Annotated in this window: 18 protein-coding genes; 4 read left to right on the top strand and 14 right to left on the bottom strand. The window is 65.2% G+C overall.

Annotated elements, in window-relative coordinates; translation table 11 throughout:
- Positions 1-4: 4 nt before the first annotated feature.
- The 14 genes from ACSFB7_RS19580 to ACSFB7_RS19515 form a co-directional block, all read right to left on the bottom strand.
- A complete protein-coding gene (locus ACSFB7_RS19580; RefSeq protein WP_435473041.1) occupies positions 5-2,803 on the bottom strand; it encodes a FimV/HubP family polar landmark protein in 2,799 nt (932 codons plus the stop codon).
- A gap of 168 nt (positions 2,804-2,971) precedes the next feature.
- A complete protein-coding gene (gene asd, locus ACSFB7_RS19575) occupies positions 2,972-4,117 on the bottom strand; it encodes an aspartate-semialdehyde dehydrogenase (protein ID WP_435473039.1) in 1,146 nt (381 codons plus the stop codon).
- A 91-nt stretch (positions 4,118-4,208) separates the two neighbouring features.
- The gene (leuB, locus tag ACSFB7_RS19570; RefSeq protein WP_435473037.1) at positions 4,209-5,297 is read right to left on the bottom strand and encodes a 3-isopropylmalate dehydrogenase; all 1,089 of its coding nucleotides are present in this window, start codon (positions 5,295-5,297) and stop codon (positions 4,209-4,211) included.
- Between the two features lie 37 nt (positions 5,298-5,334).
- Complete coding sequence (leuD, locus tag ACSFB7_RS19565; protein ID WP_435473035.1) at positions 5,335-5,991, bottom strand: 3-isopropylmalate dehydratase small subunit; 657 nt, start codon at positions 5,989-5,991, stop codon at positions 5,335-5,337.
- Positions 5,992-6,015: 24 nt separating this feature from the next.
- Positions 6,016-7,437 (bottom strand): 3-isopropylmalate dehydratase large subunit, encoded by a 1,422-nt coding sequence (gene leuC, locus ACSFB7_RS19560; RefSeq protein ID WP_435473033.1) that lies wholly within the window; start codon positions 7,435-7,437, stop codon positions 6,016-6,018.
- A gap of 311 nt (positions 7,438-7,748) precedes the next feature.
- Complete coding sequence (locus ACSFB7_RS19555) at positions 7,749-8,702, bottom strand: LysR substrate-binding domain-containing protein (protein WP_435473031.1); 954 nt, start codon at positions 8,700-8,702, stop codon at positions 7,749-7,751.
- Between the two features lie 118 nt (positions 8,703-8,820).
- Entirely contained in the window at positions 8,821-9,879 is a 1,059-nt protein-coding gene (locus ACSFB7_RS19550) for a purine-nucleoside phosphorylase (protein WP_435473029.1), read from the bottom strand.
- Positions 9,880-9,977: 98 nt separating this feature from the next.
- The gene (gene gltA / locus ACSFB7_RS19545) at positions 9,978-11,288 is read right to left on the bottom strand and encodes a citrate synthase (protein ID WP_187108364.1); all 1,311 of its coding nucleotides are present in this window, start codon (positions 11,286-11,288) and stop codon (positions 9,978-9,980) included.
- A 24-nt stretch (positions 11,289-11,312) separates the two neighbouring features.
- Positions 11,313-11,627 (bottom strand): FAD assembly factor SdhE, encoded by a 315-nt coding sequence (locus ACSFB7_RS19540; RefSeq protein ID WP_435473027.1) that lies wholly within the window; start codon positions 11,625-11,627, stop codon positions 11,313-11,315.
- A 20-nt stretch (positions 11,628-11,647) separates the two neighbouring features.
- Positions 11,648-12,349 carry a succinate dehydrogenase iron-sulfur subunit gene (locus ACSFB7_RS19535; RefSeq protein WP_435473025.1) on the bottom strand — a complete coding sequence of 234 codons (702 nt, stop codon included), beginning with the start codon at positions 12,347-12,349 and terminating at the stop codon, positions 11,648-11,650.
- Between the two features lie 46 nt (positions 12,350-12,395).
- Entirely contained in the window at positions 12,396-14,204 is a 1,809-nt protein-coding gene (gene sdhA, locus ACSFB7_RS19530; protein WP_435473023.1) for a succinate dehydrogenase flavoprotein subunit, read from the bottom strand.
- Between the two features lie 7 nt (positions 14,205-14,211).
- A complete protein-coding gene (sdhD, locus tag ACSFB7_RS19525) occupies positions 14,212-14,577 on the bottom strand; it encodes a succinate dehydrogenase, hydrophobic membrane anchor protein (RefSeq protein ID WP_093434813.1) in 366 nt (121 codons plus the stop codon).
- 12 nt (positions 14,578-14,589) lie between these two features.
- Positions 14,590-15,036 carry a succinate dehydrogenase, cytochrome b556 subunit gene (gene sdhC / locus ACSFB7_RS19520; protein WP_435473020.1) on the bottom strand — a complete coding sequence of 149 codons (447 nt, stop codon included), beginning with the start codon at positions 15,034-15,036 and terminating at the stop codon, positions 14,590-14,592.
- Between the two features lie 225 nt (positions 15,037-15,261).
- Positions 15,262-16,020 (bottom strand): GntR family transcriptional regulator, encoded by a 759-nt coding sequence (locus ACSFB7_RS19515; protein ID WP_435473018.1) that lies wholly within the window; start codon positions 16,018-16,020, stop codon positions 15,262-15,264.
- Between the two features lie 184 nt (positions 16,021-16,204).
- Between ACSFB7_RS19515 and ACSFB7_RS19510 the strand changes: the two genes are divergently transcribed.
- Genes ACSFB7_RS19510 through ACSFB7_RS19495 form a run of 4 tightly spaced genes read left to right on the top strand, consistent with a single transcriptional unit; the run spans position 16,205 to position 19,582 of the window.
- A complete protein-coding gene (locus ACSFB7_RS19510) occupies positions 16,205-17,191 on the top strand; it encodes a malate dehydrogenase (RefSeq protein WP_296780172.1) in 987 nt (328 codons plus the stop codon).
- Positions 17,192-17,211: 20 nt separating this feature from the next.
- Positions 17,212-17,988 (top strand): trans-aconitate 2-methyltransferase, encoded by a 777-nt coding sequence (tam, locus tag ACSFB7_RS19505; protein WP_435473016.1) that lies wholly within the window; start codon positions 17,212-17,214, stop codon positions 17,986-17,988.
- Entirely contained in the window at positions 17,985-18,983 is a 999-nt protein-coding gene (locus tag ACSFB7_RS19500) for an HpcH/HpaI aldolase/citrate lyase family protein (RefSeq protein WP_435473014.1), read from the top strand. The genes tam and ACSFB7_RS19500 overlap by 4 nt, the downstream gene beginning before the upstream one ends.
- A 35-nt stretch (positions 18,984-19,018) precedes the next feature.
- A complete protein-coding gene (locus tag ACSFB7_RS19495) occupies positions 19,019-19,582 on the top strand; it encodes a hypothetical protein (RefSeq protein ID WP_187108372.1) in 564 nt (187 codons plus the stop codon).
- The last annotated feature ends 80 nt before the right edge of the window (positions 19,583-19,662 follow it).

Raw genomic sequence — 19,662 nt, 5'->3', positions numbered from 1 at the left:
GCGCTCAGCGCAGCTCGGCGAGCAGTTGCCGGGCTTGCGACTTGAGGTCGCCGGCGCTTTCGGCTTCGACTTCCTCGACCAGCGAGCGGGCACCTTCGACGTCGCCGATGGCTTGCAGCTCGCGTGCGAGCGACAGCTTGACGGCGTGCGGGCTGTCGTCGCCATCGTCCGCATGCGTGGCCGCTGCTGGCTTGGCTGCAGTTTCGGCGGAGCGGGCCGGCAGGCCTGCCAGCGCGCTCATGTCGAACTCGATGAAGCCCGAGTCGGCCGGCAGCGCATTGCGCAGCATGGCGGGGCGGGTGTTGTGCTCCGCGTCGCTCAGGTTCAGGGTCGAAGGGCGGGTGTCGGGCGTCAGCGCGCCAGGGGCGGTGTCGAAATCGTTTTCAAGATCGACAGGCGTTGCGGCATGGCCGTTGGACAGCGGTGCGGCGGGGCGCGCGGTTGTCGGAGCGGGTGCATAGGCCGACTTCGGCAGGCTGGCGCCGACCGGTGCGTGGTTCGGAGCTGGTGCAGGCGGTTGGCTCAGGTCGAGGTCGAAGTCCAGCGGTGCCACCGAGGGGACGAAGGCGGGCGGTGCTGCGGCGGCTGGCGGCGCTGCGGGAGGTGGCGGCGCCACCGGCTTGGCGGCTGCGGCCAGGGCGCCGGCGAAAGCGGCCGTCTCGGCAGCGCTCGCGCTGCGCGGTGCTCCCGATTCGTACAGCGGGTTGCCCGGATCGAGGTCCTTGCCCATGTCGACCACGCGGGTCCACTCGGAACCCAGGCCGCCGGTCAGCTTGTGCACTTCGGTGGCAAGGCTCTCGTAGGCCCGCACATCGCGGCGCTTGGCGTGGATTTCGAGCAGCTTGAGGTGGATGGCGGTGCGGTCGGGGTTCAGGCGCAGTGCTTCGCGCAGGATTTCCTCGGCTTGCAGGTCGCGGCCGTAGGCCAGGTAGACGTCCGCTTCGGCCACGGGGTCGACATCGCCGGCGTCGAGCTGGCTCGGCGAGTACGACAGCGAAGAGACGGTGGAATCGCCACGGCCCTTGGTGTCGACCGATTCGCCACCGCTGGCGCCGAAGAACGAATCCTTGGGAATGCGGCTTTCGAGGAACACGCTTTCGCTCATTTCCTCGCGCCGGCGACCCAGCACGCGATAGAGCAGGAAGCCAACCAGCAGCGCGATCAGCGCAGCACCGGCGAGCATCAGCGGGTTGTCGAGCAGTTCTTCGAAGAAGCCGCGTTCCGGCGGGGGCGGCGGAGGAGGTGCCGCCTTGACCACCGGCTTGGGAGCGGGCGTTGGGGTTGCTGCAACCGCGGCGGTTGCGGGCGATGCCGTGGCATCGGTAGTAGCGGACGGTGTCGATGCCGTGCCGGCTGCTGCTGCGGAAGCAGCTGCGGCAGGTGCAACTGCCGTGGGAGCTGGCGTCGTTGCCTCAGGGGTTGGCGCGGCCGGGCTTGGCGCGGCAACTGGTGCTGCGGCTGCAACAGCGGGCGCTGGTGCCGGTGCCGGAGCGGGCGCAGGGCTCGCGGCGGCTGGTGTCGTTGTTGCGCTGGTCGCTGGCGTCGGAACCGGAATGCCCGGCGTGGCCGGTGCAGCAGGAGCAGCCGCGGCTGGCGCCGACGAGCCGGTGCCCGTACCGGCCTTGAGCTTGTTCAGCTCGTTGAGATTCTTCGACAGCTCCGCCACGCGGTTGTTGCTGTCCTGAGCCTGGCGTGCCTGCGCGACCTTTTCGTCGGCTGCGCGGGTCGACGCGCTGCCTTGGGAGATCGTGAGCTTGTCCGGTGCGCTGGCCGCGGCGTTGCGGTCTTCCACGTTGGCTTGCAGCTTGCCCGAGGCCTTGCGGCTCGCGGCGGCCACGTTCGAGGTCGGCGCGTTTTCAGCCAGGCGCTGGCGGTAAGTGCCGAAGTCGCGGCTTTGCGCCGTGATCGTGCGACGTGCTTCCGCCGGGGTGGCGGCGGTTGCTTCGGCTGCGCTTGGCAAATCAAGGACCGCGCCGGCCCGCATGCGGTTGACGTTGCCGCCAACGAACGCATCCGGATTGGCAAGCAACAGCGCCACGAGCATCTGGTCGAGAGACACGTCGGCCGGCTTGTGGGCGCCGGCAATCTTGCTGGCGGTGTCGCCACGCTGCACGGTGACTTGTTCGCCGCTACCGCCACTGGCGCGAGCTGGTGCGGCTGCAGTGACGGGTGCGGGCGCTGCTGCTGGTGCCGGCGCAGCGGCAACCGGTGCCGAAGGAGCGGCTGCAACAGGTGCCCGCTCGCGACGCGCACGGGCCACGGGAGCGGGGCGCTCGACGGGCGTGCTGATCTGCGGGGCAATGATGGGCGTTGCCGGCGTGCTCGCAGCCGCCTGGCGTGTGGCCGGCGGATCGAGCAGCACGGTGTAGTCGCGCACGATGCGGCCCGACGACCCGTTGGCTTCGAGCAGCAGGTCGATGAACGGATCGTTGAGCGGGCGGTTGCCGCTCAGGCGCACCACGTACTGGCCGCCCGCACGGCGTTGCAGCGTCGCCTTGACGTCGCTCAATGCCGTGTTGTACGGAATGCCCGCGTTCTTGAAGGCTTCGGCCGTGGCGATGTTGATCTTCAGACCGTCCGCTTCGGCAGCGGCAATTTCGGTCACGTCGATCTCCGCACGCAGCGGTTCGCCCAGCGCCGATTGCACTTTCAACTGGCCCAGCGCGAAGGCGCTGGCGTCGGCACTGGCGAGGCCCAGAGCCACGGCGGCGGCCGCGCCCAGGATGGAAAGGCGCCAACCGTTCGATGGCAGAGGCGGGCGAACGGCCGAGGGGCTGGCCGCGGGCAACAGATGTCTTGTCATGCTGATAGGGGCGGCTCAGGCCCAGAATTTGTAAGAGGACGTTAGCATCATCACCGGGCACTGACAAGGCAATGCGCCCGTTCTACCCAGTGCGCGCATACTTACGATCACATCTTGTGTTGCCTTGTGGCAACAAATTGTGTTTCAAATGGGCCTGAGCAACCCGCATCAGGCTTCGAGCAAGATGCGCAGCATGCGGCGCAGCGGTTCCGCGGCACCCCACAGCAGTTGGTCGCCGATGGTGAAGGCGCCGACGTACTCGGGGCCCATCGCCAGCTTGCGGATGCGGCCGACCGGGATGTTCATCGTGCCGGTCACGGCCACGGGCGTCAGGTCCTTCACCGTGGCTTCGCGGGTGTTCGGCACCACGCTGGCCCAGGGGTTGTCAGCGGCGATCAGTGCTTCGATGTCGGCAACCGGCACGTCCTTCTTGAGCTTGAAGGTCAGGGCCTGGCTGTGGCAGCGCATGGCGCCGATGCGCACGCAGAAACCATCGACCGGCACGGCGGCGGTGCCGAAGCCCGCGCCCTGGCCGAGGATCTTGTTGGTTTCGGCGCCGGCCTTCCATTCTTCCTTGGACATGCCGTCGCCCAGGTCCTTGTCGATCCAGGGGATCAGCGAGCCGCCCAGCGGCGCGCCGAAGTTGGCCGTTTCGGCGGCGCTCAGGTTCTGCTGCTTGTGCAGCACCTTGCGGTCGATCTCAAGAATGGCCGACTTCGGGTCGTCCAGCAGCGCACGCACTTCGGCGTTGATCGTGCCGAACTGGGTCAGCAGCTCGCGCATGTGCTGCGCGCCGCCACCCGATGCGGCCTGGTAGGTCATGCTGGTCATCCACTCGACCAGGCCGGCCTTGTAGAGGGCGCCCACGCCCATGAGCATGCAGCTCACGGTGCAGTTGCCGCCGATCCAGTTCTTGCCGCCGTTGGTCAGCGCGTTCTGGATCACCGGCAGGTTGACGGGGTCGAGCACGATGATCGCGTCGTCCTGCATGCGCAGGGTGGAGGCGGCATCGATCCAGTGGCCATTCCAGCCGGCGGCGCGCAGCTTGGGGAACACCTCGCTGGTGTAGTCGCCGCCCTGGCAGGTGATGACGATGTCGCACTTCTTCAGGGCGTCGATGTCGTTCGCATCCTTCAGCGCGGTTTCGTTCTTGGCCATCGCCGGGGCCTTGCCGCCGGCGTTGGAAGTCGAGAAGAAGACCGGCTCGATGAGACCGAAGTCGCCTTCGGCCTGCATGCGGTCCATCAGGACCGAGCCGACCATGCCACGCCAGCCTACGAGGCCGACCAGAGGTTGTTGGGATGCGTTCGCCATTTCAGTTTGCCCTTGTGAAAAAAGAAAGAAGTTGTCTTTTTTTGCCCCCGACTCGTCGAGCCGGGGAGGGGCGTGACGAAGCGGGCTGCGGTTAGCCGGTAATCGTCTTTTTGGTGATTGCTGCAACGACCGCGTCGCCCATTTCGCGGGTGCCGACGCGTTCGTTGCCTTCTGACCAGATGTCACCCGTGCGCAGCCCGGAGGCGAGCACGTCCTTGACCGCCGACTCGATACGGTCGGCAGCTTCGGCTTGGTTGAGTGAAAAGCGGAGCATCATGGCAGCGGACAGGATTGTAGCCAAAGGATTGGCAACCCCTTTGCCGGCAATGTCTGGGGCGCTGCCATGGCTGGGCTCGTACAGGCCCTGGTTGCTCGAATTGAGCGACGCCGAGGGCAGCATGCCGATGGAGCCGGTGAGCATCGCGGCCTCGTCCGAGAGGATGTCGCCGAACATGTTGCCGGTGACCACCACGTCGAACTTCTTGGGTGCCTTCACGAGCTGCATGGCCGCGTTGTCGACCAGCATGTGGTCGAGTTCGACGTCCGGATATTCCTTCGCGATGTCGAGCATCACGTCTTTCCACAGCTGCGAGGTTTCCAGCACGTTGTTCTTGTCCACGCTGGTCACGCGCTTGCTGCGCTTGCGGGCGGCCTCGAAGGCCACGCGCGCGATGCGCTCGATCTCGGGGCGCGAGTAGCGCATCGTGTCGAAAGCCTCTTCGGCGCCCGGAAAGTGCCCGTCCGTCGCGATGCGACGCCCGCGCGGCTGGCCGAAGTAGATGTCGCCGGTCAGCTCGCGAATGATCAGGATGTCGAGGCCCGCGATCAGCTCGGGCTTCAGGCTCGACGCGTCCACCAGTTCCTCGTAGCAGATGGCCGGACGGAAGTTCGCGAACAGGCCCAGGTTCTTGCGCAGCCCCAGGATCGCCTGCTCGGGGCGCAGCGGCCGGTCGAGCTTGTCGTACTTCCAGTCGCCGACCGCGCCGAACAGCACCGCATCCGATTCCTTTGCCAGCTTGAGCGTGGCTTCGGGCAGCGGATGACCATGGGCCTCGTAGGCCGCACCGCCGACCAGTGCCGACTCCATCTCGAACTTCAGGTCGAGCACGTTGAGCACCTTGACGGCTTCCGCCACGATTTCGGTGCCGATGCCGTCACCCGGGAGAACTGCGATTTTCATTTTTGTCGTGTGTTGAAGAGAAAAATCAGGGACGCGCTCAGGCGTTGGCCAGCATCGTATGCGCGAGCCACGGCTTCTGCGCCAGGCGCTCGGTCTCGAAGGCCTTGATCTTGTCCTTGTGGCGCAGCGTGAGGCCGATGTCGTCCAGCCCGTTGATCAGGCAGTACTTGCGGAAAGCCTGCACGTCGAACGCGAATTCGCCGCCGTCAGGCTTCACGACCACCTGGCGCTCCAGATCGATGGTCAGCGTGTAGCCGGGGAAGGCAAAGGCCTCGTCGAACAACTGCGCCACCTGGGCTTCGGGCAGCACGATCGGCAGCAGGCCGTTCTTGAAGCTGTTGTTGAAGAAGATGTCGGCGTAGCTCGGCGCGATGATCGCGCGAAAGCCGTACTGGTCGAGCGCCCACGGCGCGTGCTCGCGCGACGAGCCGCAGCCGAAGTTCTTGCGCGCCAGCAGCACCGAGGCGCCTGCATAGCGCGGCTGGTTCAGCACGAAGTCGGGGTTGGGCTTGCGGCTGGCCGGGTCCTGGCCCGGAAAGCCGGCGTCGAGGTAGCGCCATTCGTCGAACAGGTTCACGCCGAAGCCGGTCTTCTTGATCGACTTGAGGAACTGCTTGGGAATGATCGCGTCGGTGTCGACGTTCTCGCGGTCCATGGGGGCCACGAGGCCCTTGTGCACGGTGAATTTCTGCATGTGATGTCTCCAGGTCAGGCCAGATCAGGCAAAAGTGCGCACGTCGACGAAGTGGCCGTGCACGGCGGCAGCGGCGGCCATGGCCGGGCTCACGAGGTGGGTGCGGCCACCGGCGCCCTGGCGGCCTTCGAAGTTGCGGTTGGACGTCGATGCGCAGCGCTCGCCGGGCTCAAGGCGGTCGGCGTTCATCGCCAGGCACATCGAGCAGCCGGGCTCGCGCCATTCGAAGCCGGCGGCCTTGAAGATCACGTCGAGCCCTTCGCGCTCGGCCTGTTCCTTCACCACGCCCGAGCCGGGCACGACCATCGCGAGCTTGACGTTCTTCGCGACCTTCTGCCCCAGCTTTTTCACCACGGCAGCGGCTTCGCGCATGTCCTCGATGCGGCTGTTGGTGCACGAGCCGATGAACACCTTGTCGATGAAGATGTCGTTCATCGCCTTGTTCGGCTCCAGGCCCATGTAGACCAGCGCGCGTTCGATGGCGCTGCGCTTGCTTGCATCCTTTTCCTTGTCGGGATCGGGCACGCGGCCGTTGATGTCGACCACCATTTCGGGCGAGGTGCCCCAGGTCACTTGCGGCGGAATCGTCGCGGCATCGAGTTCGACCACGGCGTCGAACTTCGCGCCAGCGTCGGACTGCAGCGTGCGCCAGTAGGTCACGGCCTGTTCCCATTCGACGCCCGTGGGCGCGAGCGGGCGGCCCTTCACGTAGCCGATGGTCTTCTCGTCCACCGCCACCAGCCCGGCGCGCGCGCCGGCTTCGATGGCCATGTTGCAGACCGTCATGCGGCCTTCCATGCTCAGGTCGCGAATGGCCGAGCCCGCGAATTCGATGGTGTAGCCCGTGCCGCCGGCGGTGCCGATCTTGCCGATGATCGCCAGCACGATGTCCTTGGCGGTGCAGCCCAAGGGCAGCTTGCCTTCGACCTTCACCAGCATGTTCTTGGCCTTCTTGCCCAGCAGCGTCTGCGTGGCCATCACGTGCTCGACCTCGCTGGTGCCAATGCCGTGCGCGAGCGCACCGAAGGCGCCGTGCGTGGAGGTGTGCGAGTCGCCGCACACCACCGTCATGCCCGGCAGCGTGGCGCCCGACTCGGGCCCGATCACGTGCACGATGCCCTGGCGCTTGCTCAGGAACGGGAAGAACGCGGCGGCGCCGAATTCCGCGATGTTGTTGTCCAGCGTGGTGACCTGTTCCTTGCTGGTCGGATCGGCAATGCCCGCGTAGCCGCGTTCCCAGCCGGTGGTCGGCGTGTTGTGGTCGGCCGTGGCCACGACCGAGCTGATGCGCCACAGCTTGCGGCCGGCTTCGCGCAGGCCCTCGAAGGCCTGCGGGCTGGTCACTTCGTGCACCAGGTGGCGGTCGATGTAGAGGATCGCGGTGCCGTCTTCCTCGGTGTGGACGACGTGTTCGTCCCAGATCTTGTCGTAGAGCGTGCGTGCCATGTCGGTCTCTTGTCTTTCGTGGGGAAATGGATTGTCTGTCCGCGGTCTAGGGCCTGTTCACACTATGCAAGGGGTCGCGTTGCTTCGCAAAGGGGCTGGCTGCAAGGCGCCCGGGCGCAGCAAGGCTGGAGCCTTGCAAGCACGGGCAACGCCGCAGACGGCCCCTTTGCGAAGCAACCCGAAGGGAAGCTCGCCACAGCCCGCCCCTCGGCGTTGCGCTCCTTGTGCGTGCGGACGCACGCACGGCGTCACGCGCCTTGATGGGCGGGCTGTGGCGAGCTTCGCGACCCCTTGCATAGTGTGAACAGGCCCTAGGCCGCGAGTGGTTCTGAGGCGTGCGCCGAGTCGGCGGCGGCATGCAGGTGGTTGACCAGCGAGCGGGCAGCCACCGGCAGCGTGGAGAAGTCGCGTGCCACCAGCCGGATTTCGCGGGCCGCCCAGGCGTCGTTGAGCGCCACGCTCACGAGGCCGCGGCCGATGCCGTTCTGCATAAGCTCGAAGGCGCGATGCGGCATCACGCCGATGCCCAGGCCGTTTTCGATCATCCGGCACATGGCGTCCAGGCCCGTGACGTGGATGCGCAGCTTGACGCTGCGGCCTGCGTTCAGCGCCGCCTCGTGCATCGCGACGTAGATCGAGCTGTTGGTGTGCAGGCCGACGTGGTCGAAGTCGAGTGAATCGATGAAGTCGATGGCGCCTTGCGGTGCCAATGCATGGCCTGTCGGGACGATCAGCGCCAGGCGGTCGTGCCGGTACGACAGGCTCTGCAGTTCGCCCGCACCGCCCGCCACGTGGCACACGCCGAGGTCTGCCGCGCCTTCCTGCACCGCGCGGATCACTTCGCTGCTCAGGTGCTCTTCGAGGTCGATCTTGATGGCCTCGTGGGCGCGTGTGAACACGCCCAGGTCCTCGGGCAGGAACTGCACGATGGCCGAGATGTTCGCGTGCACCCGCACGTGGCCGCGCACGCCGTCGGCATATTCGCTGAGCTCGCCCTGCATCTTCTCCAGGCTGTAGAGCACCGAGCGCGCGTGGTGCAGCAGGCTTTCGCCGGCCGGCGTGAGATCGACACCGCGTGCATGGCGATAGAGCAGGGTGGTGCCGAGCGTGGCTTCGAGGTCGGACAGCCGCTTGCTGATGGCCGACGCCGCAATGAATTCGCGCTCCGCCGCGCGGCCGATGCTGCCCAGTTCGCACACGGCCACGAACAACTGCAACGACGTGAGGTCGATGCGGCGGGCGAAGTTGCGTTCTGACGTGCTCATGGGGCTGTGGGCATCGCGTCTGGCGATGAGCTGGCTATTTTCTTCTTGTTTTTGTCGCAAGGCCATCGCGATATGCGATGGCCTTGCTGCCGTCCCGCGACGAGCAGGTGTCGCTGGGTCAGTCCGCGGGAACCCCAGCGCTCCAGGCCGGCCAGTTGCCCACGATCGCGTCGACCAGAGGACGGCCGGCGATCAGGAGATTGCCGGTGGAGATCGGGAATCCGCCCGACTCGGCGTTCAACGAGGCGTAAGCGGTTTGCCCTTGGTAGGGACGGTCGAAATTGGAAGCCGTGCGCAGGACCGCCACGCGCTGCAGGTCGAGCAGCCCCGCGCTGGCACCCCGTTTCAAGGCCTCGTAGGTGGCGTTGTCCTCCTGCTGGGTGGTGCAGTACTTGCCCTGCCCGTCGGTCACGAGCGAAACCCAGCGCGCGGCTGTCTCGCCCAGGAATCTGCCGTGCCAGTAGGTGTCGCCGGCCGCGGTGTCGCATTGCAGCACCGATGGGCGGGCCTTGGCGGTTGGCTGCGAATACCGGGCGCGGTAGGCGCGCGCCTTGTCGTTGTCGGCCAGTGCGGCATTGGCGGACAGCTTCAGTGCCTTCTGCAGCAGCTTTTCGTTGAGGCGGAAGACCTCCGTCCGGTATTCGAACTTGGGCTTCGAGTCCGGATCCTTGGCGCCGATGCCGAAGTAGCCGGTGCGCCAGGTCGATGGCATTTCACGCGCATCGATTTCGTGCGCGATGCCGAAGTCGACCAGGAACCGGGCCCATGTGGCGGAACCGATGGTCGAGACGTTCGGGTCGACACCCGCGATGCCGGCCACTAGGAAGTAGGTCTTCGAGAGGTCGAACTTTCCGCTGAACACCAGTGCCGTGATGGACGCCGCCGCATTGGTGTGGCCCATGCCGGTGGTGACCTGGCACACCGAATCGGCGTTGCACCGGACCAGCGGATCGTCGGAGGACAGGCCCGGCACCTTGATCTCCCGGGTCAGCTTCAGCGGCTCGAACCACACCTGTGCTTCGGGCTTGAACATACTGATGATGAGAACTTTCACTGCAATTTGCGGCGGCGGCTTCGCACTGGGTGCGTCGGTGGCGCAGCCGAACAGCAGCGTCGCCGCGAAGGCAATGAATGCCGCCCTTGCGCCAAACCAGGTCACGCGTTGAAAAACTGACATTCACCTTCTCCTTTGTGAGCCCAAAGAGATCGCAATTTACAGGCCAAAAAAAAGCTGCCCGAAGGCAGCTTTTTTGATCATCGAAATTCGACGGAAGCTCAGCGAGCCGTGATCGGCTTGACGTCGCGCTTGGGCGAGCCTTCGAACAGTTGGCGCGGGCGGCCGATCTTGTACTCGGGGTCGCCGATCATTTCGTTCAGCTGGGCGATCCAGCCGACCGTGCGGGCCAGCGCGAAGATCGCGGTGAACAGCGGCACCGGGATGCCGATGGCGCGCTGCACGATGCCCGAGTAGAAGTCGACGTTCGGGTACAGCTTGCGCGACACGAAGTACTCGTCTTCCAGGGCGATCTTTTCCAGTTCCTTGGCCAGCTTGAACAGCGGGTCGTTTTCCAGGCCCAGCTCGGTCAGCACTTCGTTGCAGGTTTCCTGCATCAGCTTGGCGCGCGGGTCGTAGTTCTTGTACACGCGGTGGCCGAAGCCCATCAGCTTGACGTTCGAGTTCTTGTCCTTGACCTTCTTGATGAACTCGCCGATCTTCTCGACGCCGCCTTCCTTCTGGATGTCGTACAGCATGTTCAGTGCTGCTTCGTTGGCGCCGCCGTGGGCAGGGCCCCAGAGGCAAGCCACGCCGGCCGCGATGGCCGCGAAGGGGTTCGTGCCCGACGAGCCGCACAGGCGCACCGTCGAGGTCGATGCGTTCTGCTCGTGGTCTGCGTGCAGGATGAAGATGCGGTCGAGCGCGCGCTCGAGCACCGGGTTCACCTTGTACTCTTCGCACGGCGTGGCGAACATCATGTGCAGGAAGTTGCCTGCATAGCTCAGGTCGTTCTTCGGGTACATGTACGGCTGGCCGATCGTGTACTTGTAGGCCATGGCCACGAGCGTGGGCATCTTCGCGATCAGGCGGATCGCGGCGATCTCGCGGTGCTCGGGATTGTTGATGTCCGTGCTGTCGTGATAGAAGGCCGACAGGGCGCCCACGAGGCCGGTCATGATGGCCATCGGATGCGCGTCGCGGCGGAAGCCGCGCAGGAAGAACTGCATCTGCTCGTTCACCATCGTGTGGTTGGTCACGAGCTTGGTGAAGTTGGCTTTCTTGGCCGTGTCCGGCAGTTCACCGTACAGCAGCAGGTGGCAGGTTTCCATGAAGTCGCAGTTGGTCGCGAGCTGTTCGATGGGGTAGCCGCGATACAGCAGCTCGCCCTTGTCGCCATCGATGTACGTGATGGCCGACTGGCAGGCGGCGGTCGACATGAAGCCCGGGTCGTAGGTGAACATGCCGGTCTGCGCATACAGCTTGCGGATGTCGATCACGTCGGGACCGACGGTTCCCTTGTAGATCGGCAGTTCGACGCTGTCGCCGCCGTTGCTGAACGACAGCGTGGCCTTGGTATCGGATGCTTTCATTTCGATTTTCTTTCAGAGGAGGATTCAGGACGAAGGAGAGATTGCGGGGCGCTGGGCGCCGTCGGTGCGCATCAGCAGCAGCAATGCGACCACCTCGGCCCCGGCCCATTCGGGCTCGGGCTCCTTCCTGCGTAGCAAAAGGTCGAGGAGGTCGTTGTCCGACAGGTCCATCAGTGTCTCCATCGCTCCCGCTTGACCGACGGTCATGCGGGATTCGTGCCGCTCGAAGAAGCGGGCGATGAACAGGTCGTTCTCGAGCAGGCCGCGCCGGCAACGCCATTTCAGCTTGCTCAGCGCACGTTCGCTGAGCGGCTGCAGGAGTTCATCGGCGGTTTGCATGGTGATTTCTTGAAAAAAGGTCAGATGGCGCGACGCACCATCAGTTCCTTGATCTTGCCGATGGCCTTGGTGGGGTTCAGGCTCTTCGGGCACACATCGACGCAGTTCATGATCGTGTGGCAGCGGAACAGGCGGTACGGGTCTTCCAGGTTGTCCAGGCGCTCGGCGGTGGCTTCGTCGCGGCTGTCGGCGATGAAGCGGTAGGCCTGCAGCAGGCCGGCCGGGCCGACGAACTTGTCGGGGTTCCACCAGAAGCTCGGGCAGCTCGTGGAGCAGCTCGCGCACAGGATGCACTCGTACAGGCCGTCGAGCTCTTCGCGCTCTTCGGGCGACTGCAGGCGTTCCTTCTCGGGCGGCACGCTGTCGTTCTGCAGGTACGGCTTGATCGAGTTGTACTGCTTGAAAAACTGCGTCATGTCCACGATCAGGTCGCGAATGACCGGCAGGCCCGGCAGCGGCTTGAGCACCACGGTGCCCTTGAGCGTGTTCATGTTGGTCAGGCAGGCCAGACCGTTCTTGCCGTTGATGTTCATCGCGTCGGAGCCGCAGACGCCTTCGCGGCACGAGCGGCGGAACGACAGCGTCGGGTCTTGTGCCTTGAGTTTCATCAGGGCGTCGAGCAGCATGCGTTCGTGGCCGTCGAGTTCGACCTCGACCGTCTGCATGTAAGGCTTGGCGTCCTTGTCCGGGTCGTAGCGGTAGATCTGGAATGTGCGCTTCATCGTAGTGACCTTGTGAATGCTTTTACTTGGCTGACTGAGCCGTGGCTTAGAACGTGCGGACCTTCGGCGGAACCGAGGCCACGGTGAGCGGCTGCAGCTTGACCGGCTTGTACGAGAGGCGGTTGTCCTGGCTGTACCAGAGCGTGTGCTTCATCCAGTTGGCGTCGTCGCGGCCCAGCGGTGCGACCGGATCGTCCGAGGGACGCTCGTAGTCTTCCACCGTGTGGGCGCCGCGGCATTCCTTGCGGGCGGCGGCCGAGACCATGGTGGCCTGCGCCACTTCGATCAGGTTGTCGACTTCCAGCGCTTCGATGCGGGCGGTGTTGAACACCTTGGACTTGTCCTTCAGGCCGATGGACTTGACGCGTTCGCGCACGGCGGCGATCTTGACCACGCCTTCGTCCATCGAGGCCTGCTTGCGGAACACGGCGGCGTGCTGCTGCATGACGGCGCGGATCTCGCCGGCCACGTCCTGCGCGTATTCGCCACCGGTGCTGTCTTCGAGTTCGTTCAGGCGTTGCAGCGTGCGATCGGCGGCGTTGGTCGGCAGCGCCTTGTGTTCCTTGAGCTTGTCGTTGAACTGGACGATGTGGTTGCCGGCGGCGCGGCCGAACACCAGCAGGTCGAGCAGCGAGTTGGTGCCCAGGCGATTGGCGCCGTGCACGCTCACGCAGGAGCATTCGCCCACGGCGTAGAGACCGTTCACCACGGCGCTGTTGTCTTCACCCTTCTGGATGACGACCTGGCCGTTGATGTTGGTCGGGATGCCGCCCATCTGGTAGTGGATGGTCGGCACCACCGGGATTGGTTCCTTGGTGACGTCGACGTTGGCGAAGTTGATGCCGATCTCGTAGACCGAGGGCAACCGCTTGTGGATGGTGTCGGCCCCGAGGTGGTCCAGCTTCATGTGGATGTAGTCCTTGTTGGGACCACAGCCACGGCCTTCCTTGATTTCCTGGTCCATCGAACGCGAGACGAAGTCGCGCGGTGCCAGGTCCTTCAGCGTGGGCGCATAGCGCTCCATGAAGCGTTCGCCGTTGCTGTTGAGCAGGATGGCGCCTTCGCCGCGGCAGCCTTCGGTCAGCAGCACGCCCGCGCCGGCCACGCCGGTCGGGTGGAACTGCCAGAACTCCATGTCCTGCAGCGGGATGCCCGAGCGCGCGGCCATGCCCAGGCCGTCGCCGGTGTTGATGAAGGCATTGGTGGACGCACCGAAGATGCGGCCTGCGCCGCCGGTGGCCAGCAGCACGGTCTTGGCCTGCAGGATGTGCAGGTCGCCGGTTTCCATTTCGAGTGCGGTCACGCCGACCACGTCGCCGTCGTCGTCACGGATGAGGTCGAGCGCCATCCATTCGACGAAGAACTGGGTGCGGGCTTCGACGTTCTTCTGGTAGAGCGTGTGCAGCATCGCGTGGCCGGTGCGGTCGGCCGCGGCGCAGGCGCGCTGCACGGGCTTTTCGCCATAGTTGGCCGTGTGGCCGCCGAACGGGCGCTGGTAGATCGTGCCGTCGGGGTTGCGGTCGAACGGCATGCCGAAGTGTTCGAGCTCGTACACGACCTTCGGTGCTTCGCGGCACATGAACTCGATCGCGTCCTGGTCGCCGAGCCAGTCGGAGCCCTTGATCGTGTCGTAGAAGTGGTAGTGCCAGTTGTCTTCGCTCATGTTGCCGAGCGAAGCGCCCACGCCGCCTTGTGCAGCGACGGTGTGCGAGCGGGTCGGGAACACCTTGGAGAGCACGGCCACGTTGAGGCCGGCACGTGCGAGTTGCAGCGAGGCGCGCATGCCGGAGCCGCCGGCACCGACGATCACGACGTCGAACTTGCGCTTGGTGATTTGTTCTTTTGTGTAGGTCATGGTGGGGTCAGATCTTCCAAAGCACTTGAATGGCCCAACCCGCACAACCGACAAGCCAGACGATGGTGAAAATTTGCAGGGCGAGGCGAATGCCGACGGGCTGGACATAGTCCATCCACACGTCGCGCATGCCGACCCACACGTGATAGAGCAGGGCGACGATCACGGAGAAGGTCAGCACCTTCATCCACTGCGCGGCGAAGATGCCGGCCCAGAGGTCGTAGCCGATGGGGCCACGCGAGAAGATCAGCTGTGCGAGCAGGATGATCGTGAAGAGCGCCATCAGGCCGCCCGTGATGCGCTGGCTGAGCCAGTCGCGCAGACCGTAATGTGCGCCGACGACGATGCGCTTGGAGCCGTAATTCACAGACATGGGGGGCTCCTTTTAGTACACGCCGAACAGCTTGGCGCCGAGCACCGCGGTGAGCAGGATGCTCAGGGCCAACGTGGCCACGGCCGAGGTGTGGCCGAATTCCTTGGTCACCGCTGCATGGCTCACGTCCATCCAGAGGTGGCGCAGGCCGGCGATGAAGTGATGCAGGTAGGCCCAGATCAGTGCCAGTGCCACCAGCTTGAAGAACCATCCCGGAGCAAAGCCGATGCCGGTGTTGAAGGCGGCCTTGAATTTGGCGAACGAGTAATCAGATGACAGCGACGTGTCGAACATCCAGATGATGAACGGCAGCAGCAGGAACATGATCACGCCGCTGACGCGATGCAAGATCGACACGATGCCGGCCGGCGGCAAGCGGTAGGTCCGGAGATCGGTGATGAGATTGATGTTGCGAAATTCGCGACGTGGCGGCCGGGGGGGAGTTGCAAGCTCTGTCATGAGGGGAGGGCTTTCGTGGCTTGGTGGCTTGTTCTGAGAGCGAACGCTTTTGTTTCTTATGCGGAAATGCAAACAACGCAAAATTCTATTGCAATGCACCATCGTGCTGCGGACGCGCCCGCGTCAACGCACCGCTGCAGTCGGATGCTATTGACTTCGTAGCGCATCGCGCGCGCTGTGTGCGCACATTCGCGCAATGGAATTCGGCTTTCGTCTGCATCGGGGTCAGCCCAGCTGATTTCTGTAGTGGTGCGTGTCGGTGCGATAGAGCCCACGGCGCAACTCCATGGGCATGTCATGGTAGGTGTGCGCAACGCGTTCCACACTTAGCAGGGGCATCTGCGGCGTCACGTCGAGCAACTCGGCCTGTTCGGCATCGGGCAGCACGGCGCGGATTTTTTCTTCGGCCCGCACCATGCGCACACCGAATTCGGTCTCGAACAGTGCGTACATCGGGCCGGGCCAGGCGCGCAGCCGTTCGGCCGTGAGGCCCTTGAAGGGCGTGCCGGGCAGCCAGAGGTCTTCGAGGATGGTCGGCACGCCACCGTATGCGAGCACGCGCCGGACCTGCAGCACGGCGTCGCCCGTGCGCAGGCCGAGGGCGCGCGCCACATCGGCCGAGGCGCGCTGGCGCTTGCAGTCGACGATGGTGCGCACGGCCGGGCCGTCGGTGTTCGCATCGCCCGCATCGGGCACGAGCTTGAGAAAGCGGTATTGCACATGCTGCTCGGCATGCGTGGCGACGAAGGTGCCTTTGCCCTGGCGCCGCACCACGAGGTTTTCGGCGGCAAGCTCGTCAATGGCCTTGCGCATCGTGCCCTGGCTCACCCGGTAGCGCGCGGCCAGGTCCATCTCGCTCGGGATGGGCTCGCCCGGCTTCCACTCGCCCGCCTGCAGGCTCTGCAGGATCAATGTCTTGATCTGCTGGTAGAGCGGACTGAAGGACGGCGTGGCGGGCTCGTCGAGGGCTGTGGGCGTGTTCATGGCAGCGGTGGGGTGCGCCGTGGCGGGGTCTCCGAGGATATCTTATATAAGACATAAGACGAGGCTCATTGAATCGGCTTAAAATGCCGGCCGGTCCCGCGCCGCGGGAAGCTGATCCCCCCGCTGGACCATTGGCGCGCCACGAGCGCGTCGACACCGTTTCATCACCTTCTGGAGTCTTCCCATGAGCAAAAAGCCCGTCCGCGTTGCCGTCACCGGTGCCGCCGGTCAAATCGGTTACGCCCTGTTGTTCCGTATCGCTTCCGGCGAAATGCTCGGCAAAGACCAGCCGGTCATCCTGCAACTGCTCGAAATCCCCGACGAGAAGGCCCAGAAGGCGCTCAAGGGCGTGATGATGGAACTGGACGACTGCGCCTTCCCGCTGCTGGCCGGCATGGAAGCCCACGGCGACCCGATGACCGCCTTCAAGGACGCCGACTACGCACTGCTGGTTGGCTCGCGTCCCCGCGGCCCGGGCATGGAACGTGCCGAACTGCTGGCCGTCAACGGCGCCATCTTCACGGCACAAGGCAAGGCACTGAACGCCGTCGCCAGCCGCAACGTCAAGGTGCTGGTGGTCGGCAACCCCGCCAACACCAATGCCTACATCGCCATGAAGAGCGCGCCGGACCTGCCGCGCAAGAACTTCACCGCCATGCTGCGCCTGGACCACAACCGCGCTGCCAGCCAGATCGCCGCCAAGACCGGCAAGGCCGTGGCCGACATCGAGAAGCTCACCGTCTGGGGCAACCACTCGCCCACGATGTACGCCGACTACCGCTTCGCCACCATCAACGGCGAAAGCGTCGCCAAGATGATCAACGACCAGGAATGGAACGCCAACACCTTCCTGCCGACCGTCGGCAAGCGGGGCGCCGCCATCATCGAAGCACGCGGCCTGTCGTCGGCTGCCTCGGCCGCCAACGCCGCCATCGACCACATGCGCGACTGGGCCCTGGGCACCAACGGCAAGTGGGTCACCATGGGCATCCCGTCGGACGGCCAGTACGGCATTCCGAAGGACACCATGTTCGGCTTCCCGGTCACCTGCGAAAACGGTGAATACAAGCTGGTCGAAGGCCTCGAAATCGACGCATTCAGCCAGGAACGCATCAACAAGACCCTGGAAGAGCTGCAAGGCGAACAAGCCGGCGTTGCTCACCTGATCTAAGCCAAGCAAGACCCGCCGGCATGCTCGACTGGAACCCTGCGCTCTACCGTCGCTACGAGGACGAGCGCACCCGCCCCGCACAGGAACTCCTGGCGCGGGTGCCGCTGACCGAGGCGGCCCATGTGGTCGATCTCGGATGCGGCCCGGGCAATTCCACCGAGCTGTTGGTGCAGCGGTTCCCGAAGGCGCAAGTCCTCGGGACCGACAACTCCGAAGCCATGCTGGTCAGCGCGCGCGAGCGCCTGCCGCAAGCGAGCTTCGTGTTGAGCGACATCGCGACCTGGGCGCCGCAAGAAGCGCCCGACCTCATTTATGCCAACGCGTCCCTGCAATGGGTGCCGGATCACGACACGCTGATCCCGCGCCTGTTCGACGCGCTGGCCCCGGGCGGCGTGCTCGCCGTCCAGATGCCCGACAACCGCCAGGAGCCCACGCACCGCCTGATGCGCGCGGTGGCGGCCGAAGCGCCCTGGGCCGAGCCCATTGGCGATGCCGACAAGTTGCGCACGCAGTTGTTCGGCCTGGGCGGTTATTACGACCTGCTGGCGCCGCGCGCCGCGCATGTCGATGTCTGGCACACGATCTACCAGCACCCGATGGCGAATGCCGCGGCCATCGTCGAATGGGTGCGCGGCACGGGCCTGAAGCCTTTCGTCGACCGCCTGCCGCCCGACCTGCAGGCGAGCTACCTGGCCGAATACGAGCGTCGCGTCGACGAGGCCTATCCGGCCCGCGCCGACGGCAAGCGGCTGCTCGCTTTTCCGCGCATGTTCATCGTGGCGCAAAAGAAAGCATGACCAAAGCAGTCCATCCGGGTGAAGTGCTGCTCGGCGCGCAGGCCGGGGCCGTGACCCTGCCCGTGTGCGATCACTACAGCGGCGTCGAAGCCCGCATGAAGAAAAGCCTGGCGCTGCAGGCCGAGATGGCCGAAGAGTTCGGCGCCTGCGTGTTCGACGTCACCCTCGATTGCGAAGATGGCGCGCCGGTCGGCGGTGAGGCGGAGCATGCGGCCCTCGTGACCGAGCTGGCGCTGGCTGCCAAACCCGGCATGCGCGTCGGTGTGCGCGTGCACCCGGTGGACCATCCGGCATTCGCTGGCGACGTAATCACCATTGCAGGCCGAGCCGGCCATCGCCTCAGTCACCTCATGGTGCCCAAGGTCGAGTCGGTGGCCGATGTGTTGCAGGCTGTTGCGGCACTCGAAGCGGCGGACGCGGATGCGCTGCCGCTGCACGTGCTGATCGAATCGCCGCTGGCCGTGCACAACGCCTTCGAGATCGCGGCGCATCCGCGCGTGCAGTCGCTGAGCTTCGGCCTGATGGATTTCGTCTCGGCCCACGCCGGCGCGATCCCCGCCGATGGCATGGGCGCCGCCGGGCAGTTCAGCCATCCGCTGGTGGTGCGCGCCAAACTGGCCATTGCGTCGGCCGCGCACGCCTACGGCAAGGTGCCGTCGCACTGCGTGGTGACCGAGTTCAACGACACCAACGCCATGCGCGTTGCGGCCCGCAAGGCGGCCACTGAATTCGGCTACACGCGCATGTGGAGCATCCATCCGAACCAGATCCGCCCGATCCTCGAGGCCTTCGCGCCCGACGAGGCGCAGATTCAAATTGCCACACAAATCATTGCAAAAGCCGCAGATGCGGATTGGGCTCCGACACAAATTGATGGCACATTGCACGACCGCGCGAGCTATCGCCATTTTTGGCAAGTTCTGACGCGCGCCCACGCAACAGGGCGCGTGTTGCCCCCCGAGGCGAAAGCCTGGTTTGCATTCGCGGCCTCCTGAAACAGTTCCGAACCCAGCCTCAAGGAAACCCACACATGAAGAAAATTGCCCTGATTGCCGCTGTTGCCCTGGCCCTCCCGCTGGCCGCAATGGCCCAGGACGCAGCCAAGCCGGCGGCCAAGCCCGCCGCCAAGACCACTGCGGCCAAGGCACCTGCCAAGAAGCACCAGGTCACCCGTCGCGCCGCCAAGGCCGTCGAGGAAGTCACGCCGATCAACACCGACACCGACGTGACGCTCAACGAAGCCGACCTGGCCGTGGCCCAGCGCGTGTCCGTCGGCAAGGCCCAGTGCGAACTCGGCGCCGACGTGACCGTCACGCCCGACGAGAAGAAGCCCGGCTTCTTCACCGTGACCACCAAGGGCCTGAAGTACCGCATGCACCCGGTCGAAAGCCGCACTGGCGCCATTCGCCTCGAAGACCCGCGTGCCGGCGCCATGTGGCTGCAGCTTGGCAACAAGTCGATGCTGATGAACCAGAAGGCCGGCCTGCGCATCGCTGACGAATGCCAGACCGCCGCCCAGGTCGCATTCGCCGAAGAAATGAAGAAGAACCCGCCGAAGGCCCTTTTCGAAGGTGCCGACGCGGCCAAGAAGTAAGAGTATCGAACGAAGGGGTGCGGCGCGGCTCTTGCTTGCCGCGTTGCACGCCCGCCAGCCCAGTTTCCGGAGAAAAGAAG

The sequence above is a fragment of the Variovorax raffinosi genome, from assembly GCF_051216615.1.
GTDB lineage: Bacteria > Pseudomonadota > Gammaproteobacteria > Burkholderiales > Burkholderiaceae_C > Variovorax.
Note: the sequence above shows the minus strand (reverse complement) of the source record. Positions and strands in the feature narration are given on the sequence as shown.

What these genes read in the sequence shown, in the direction of transcription:
- ACSFB7_RS19580 (WP_435473041.1), bottom strand. Translation starts at nt 2,803, where the DNA reads ATGACAAGACATCTGTTGCCCGCGGCCAGCCCCTCGGCCGTTCGCCCG.
- asd (WP_435473039.1), bottom strand. Translation starts at nt 4,117, where the DNA reads ATGGCGAACGCATCCCAACAACCTCTGGTCGGCCTCGTAGGCTGGCGT.
- leuB (WP_435473037.1), bottom strand. Translation starts at nt 5,297, where the DNA reads ATGAAAATCGCAGTTCTCCCGGGTGACGGCATCGGCACCGAAATCGTG.
- leuD (WP_435473035.1), bottom strand. Translation starts at nt 5,991, where the DNA reads ATGCAGAAATTCACCGTGCACAAGGGCCTCGTGGCCCCCATGGACCGC.
- leuC (WP_435473033.1), bottom strand. Translation starts at nt 7,437, where the DNA reads ATGGCACGCACGCTCTACGACAAGATCTGGGACGAACACGTCGTCCAC.
- ACSFB7_RS19555 (WP_435473031.1), bottom strand. Translation starts at nt 8,702, where the DNA reads ATGAGCACGTCAGAACGCAACTTCGCCCGCCGCATCGACCTCACGTCG.
- ACSFB7_RS19550 (WP_435473029.1), bottom strand. Translation starts at nt 9,879, where the DNA reads ATGTCAGTTTTTCAACGCGTGACCTGGTTTGGCGCAAGGGCGGCATTC.
- gltA (WP_187108364.1), bottom strand. Translation starts at nt 11,288, where the DNA reads ATGAAAGCATCCGATACCAAGGCCACGCTGTCGTTCAGCAACGGCGGC.
- ACSFB7_RS19540 (WP_435473027.1), bottom strand. Translation starts at nt 11,627, where the DNA reads ATGCAAACCGCCGATGAACTCCTGCAGCCGCTCAGCGAACGTGCGCTG.
- ACSFB7_RS19535 (WP_435473025.1), bottom strand. Translation starts at nt 12,349, where the DNA reads ATGAAGCGCACATTCCAGATCTACCGCTACGACCCGGACAAGGACGCC.
- sdhA (WP_435473023.1), bottom strand. Translation starts at nt 14,204, where the DNA reads ATGACCTACACAAAAGAACAAATCACCAAGCGCAAGTTCGACGTCGTG.
- sdhD (WP_093434813.1), bottom strand. Translation starts at nt 14,577, where the DNA reads ATGTCTGTGAATTACGGCTCCAAGCGCATCGTCGTCGGCGCACATTAC.
- sdhC (WP_435473020.1), bottom strand. Translation starts at nt 15,036, where the DNA reads ATGACAGAGCTTGCAACTCCCCCCCGGCCGCCACGTCGCGAATTTCGC.
- ACSFB7_RS19515 (WP_435473018.1), bottom strand. Translation starts at nt 16,020, where the DNA reads ATGAACACGCCCACAGCCCTCGACGAGCCCGCCACGCCGTCCTTCAGT.
- ACSFB7_RS19510 (WP_296780172.1), top strand. Translation starts at nt 16,205, where the DNA reads ATGAGCAAAAAGCCCGTCCGCGTTGCCGTCACCGGTGCCGCCGGTCAA.
- tam (WP_435473016.1), top strand. Translation starts at nt 17,212, where the DNA reads ATGCTCGACTGGAACCCTGCGCTCTACCGTCGCTACGAGGACGAGCGC.
- ACSFB7_RS19500 (WP_435473014.1), top strand. Translation starts at nt 17,985, where the DNA reads ATGACCAAAGCAGTCCATCCGGGTGAAGTGCTGCTCGGCGCGCAGGCC.
- ACSFB7_RS19495 (WP_187108372.1), top strand. Translation starts at nt 19,019, where the DNA reads ATGAAGAAAATTGCCCTGATTGCCGCTGTTGCCCTGGCCCTCCCGCTG.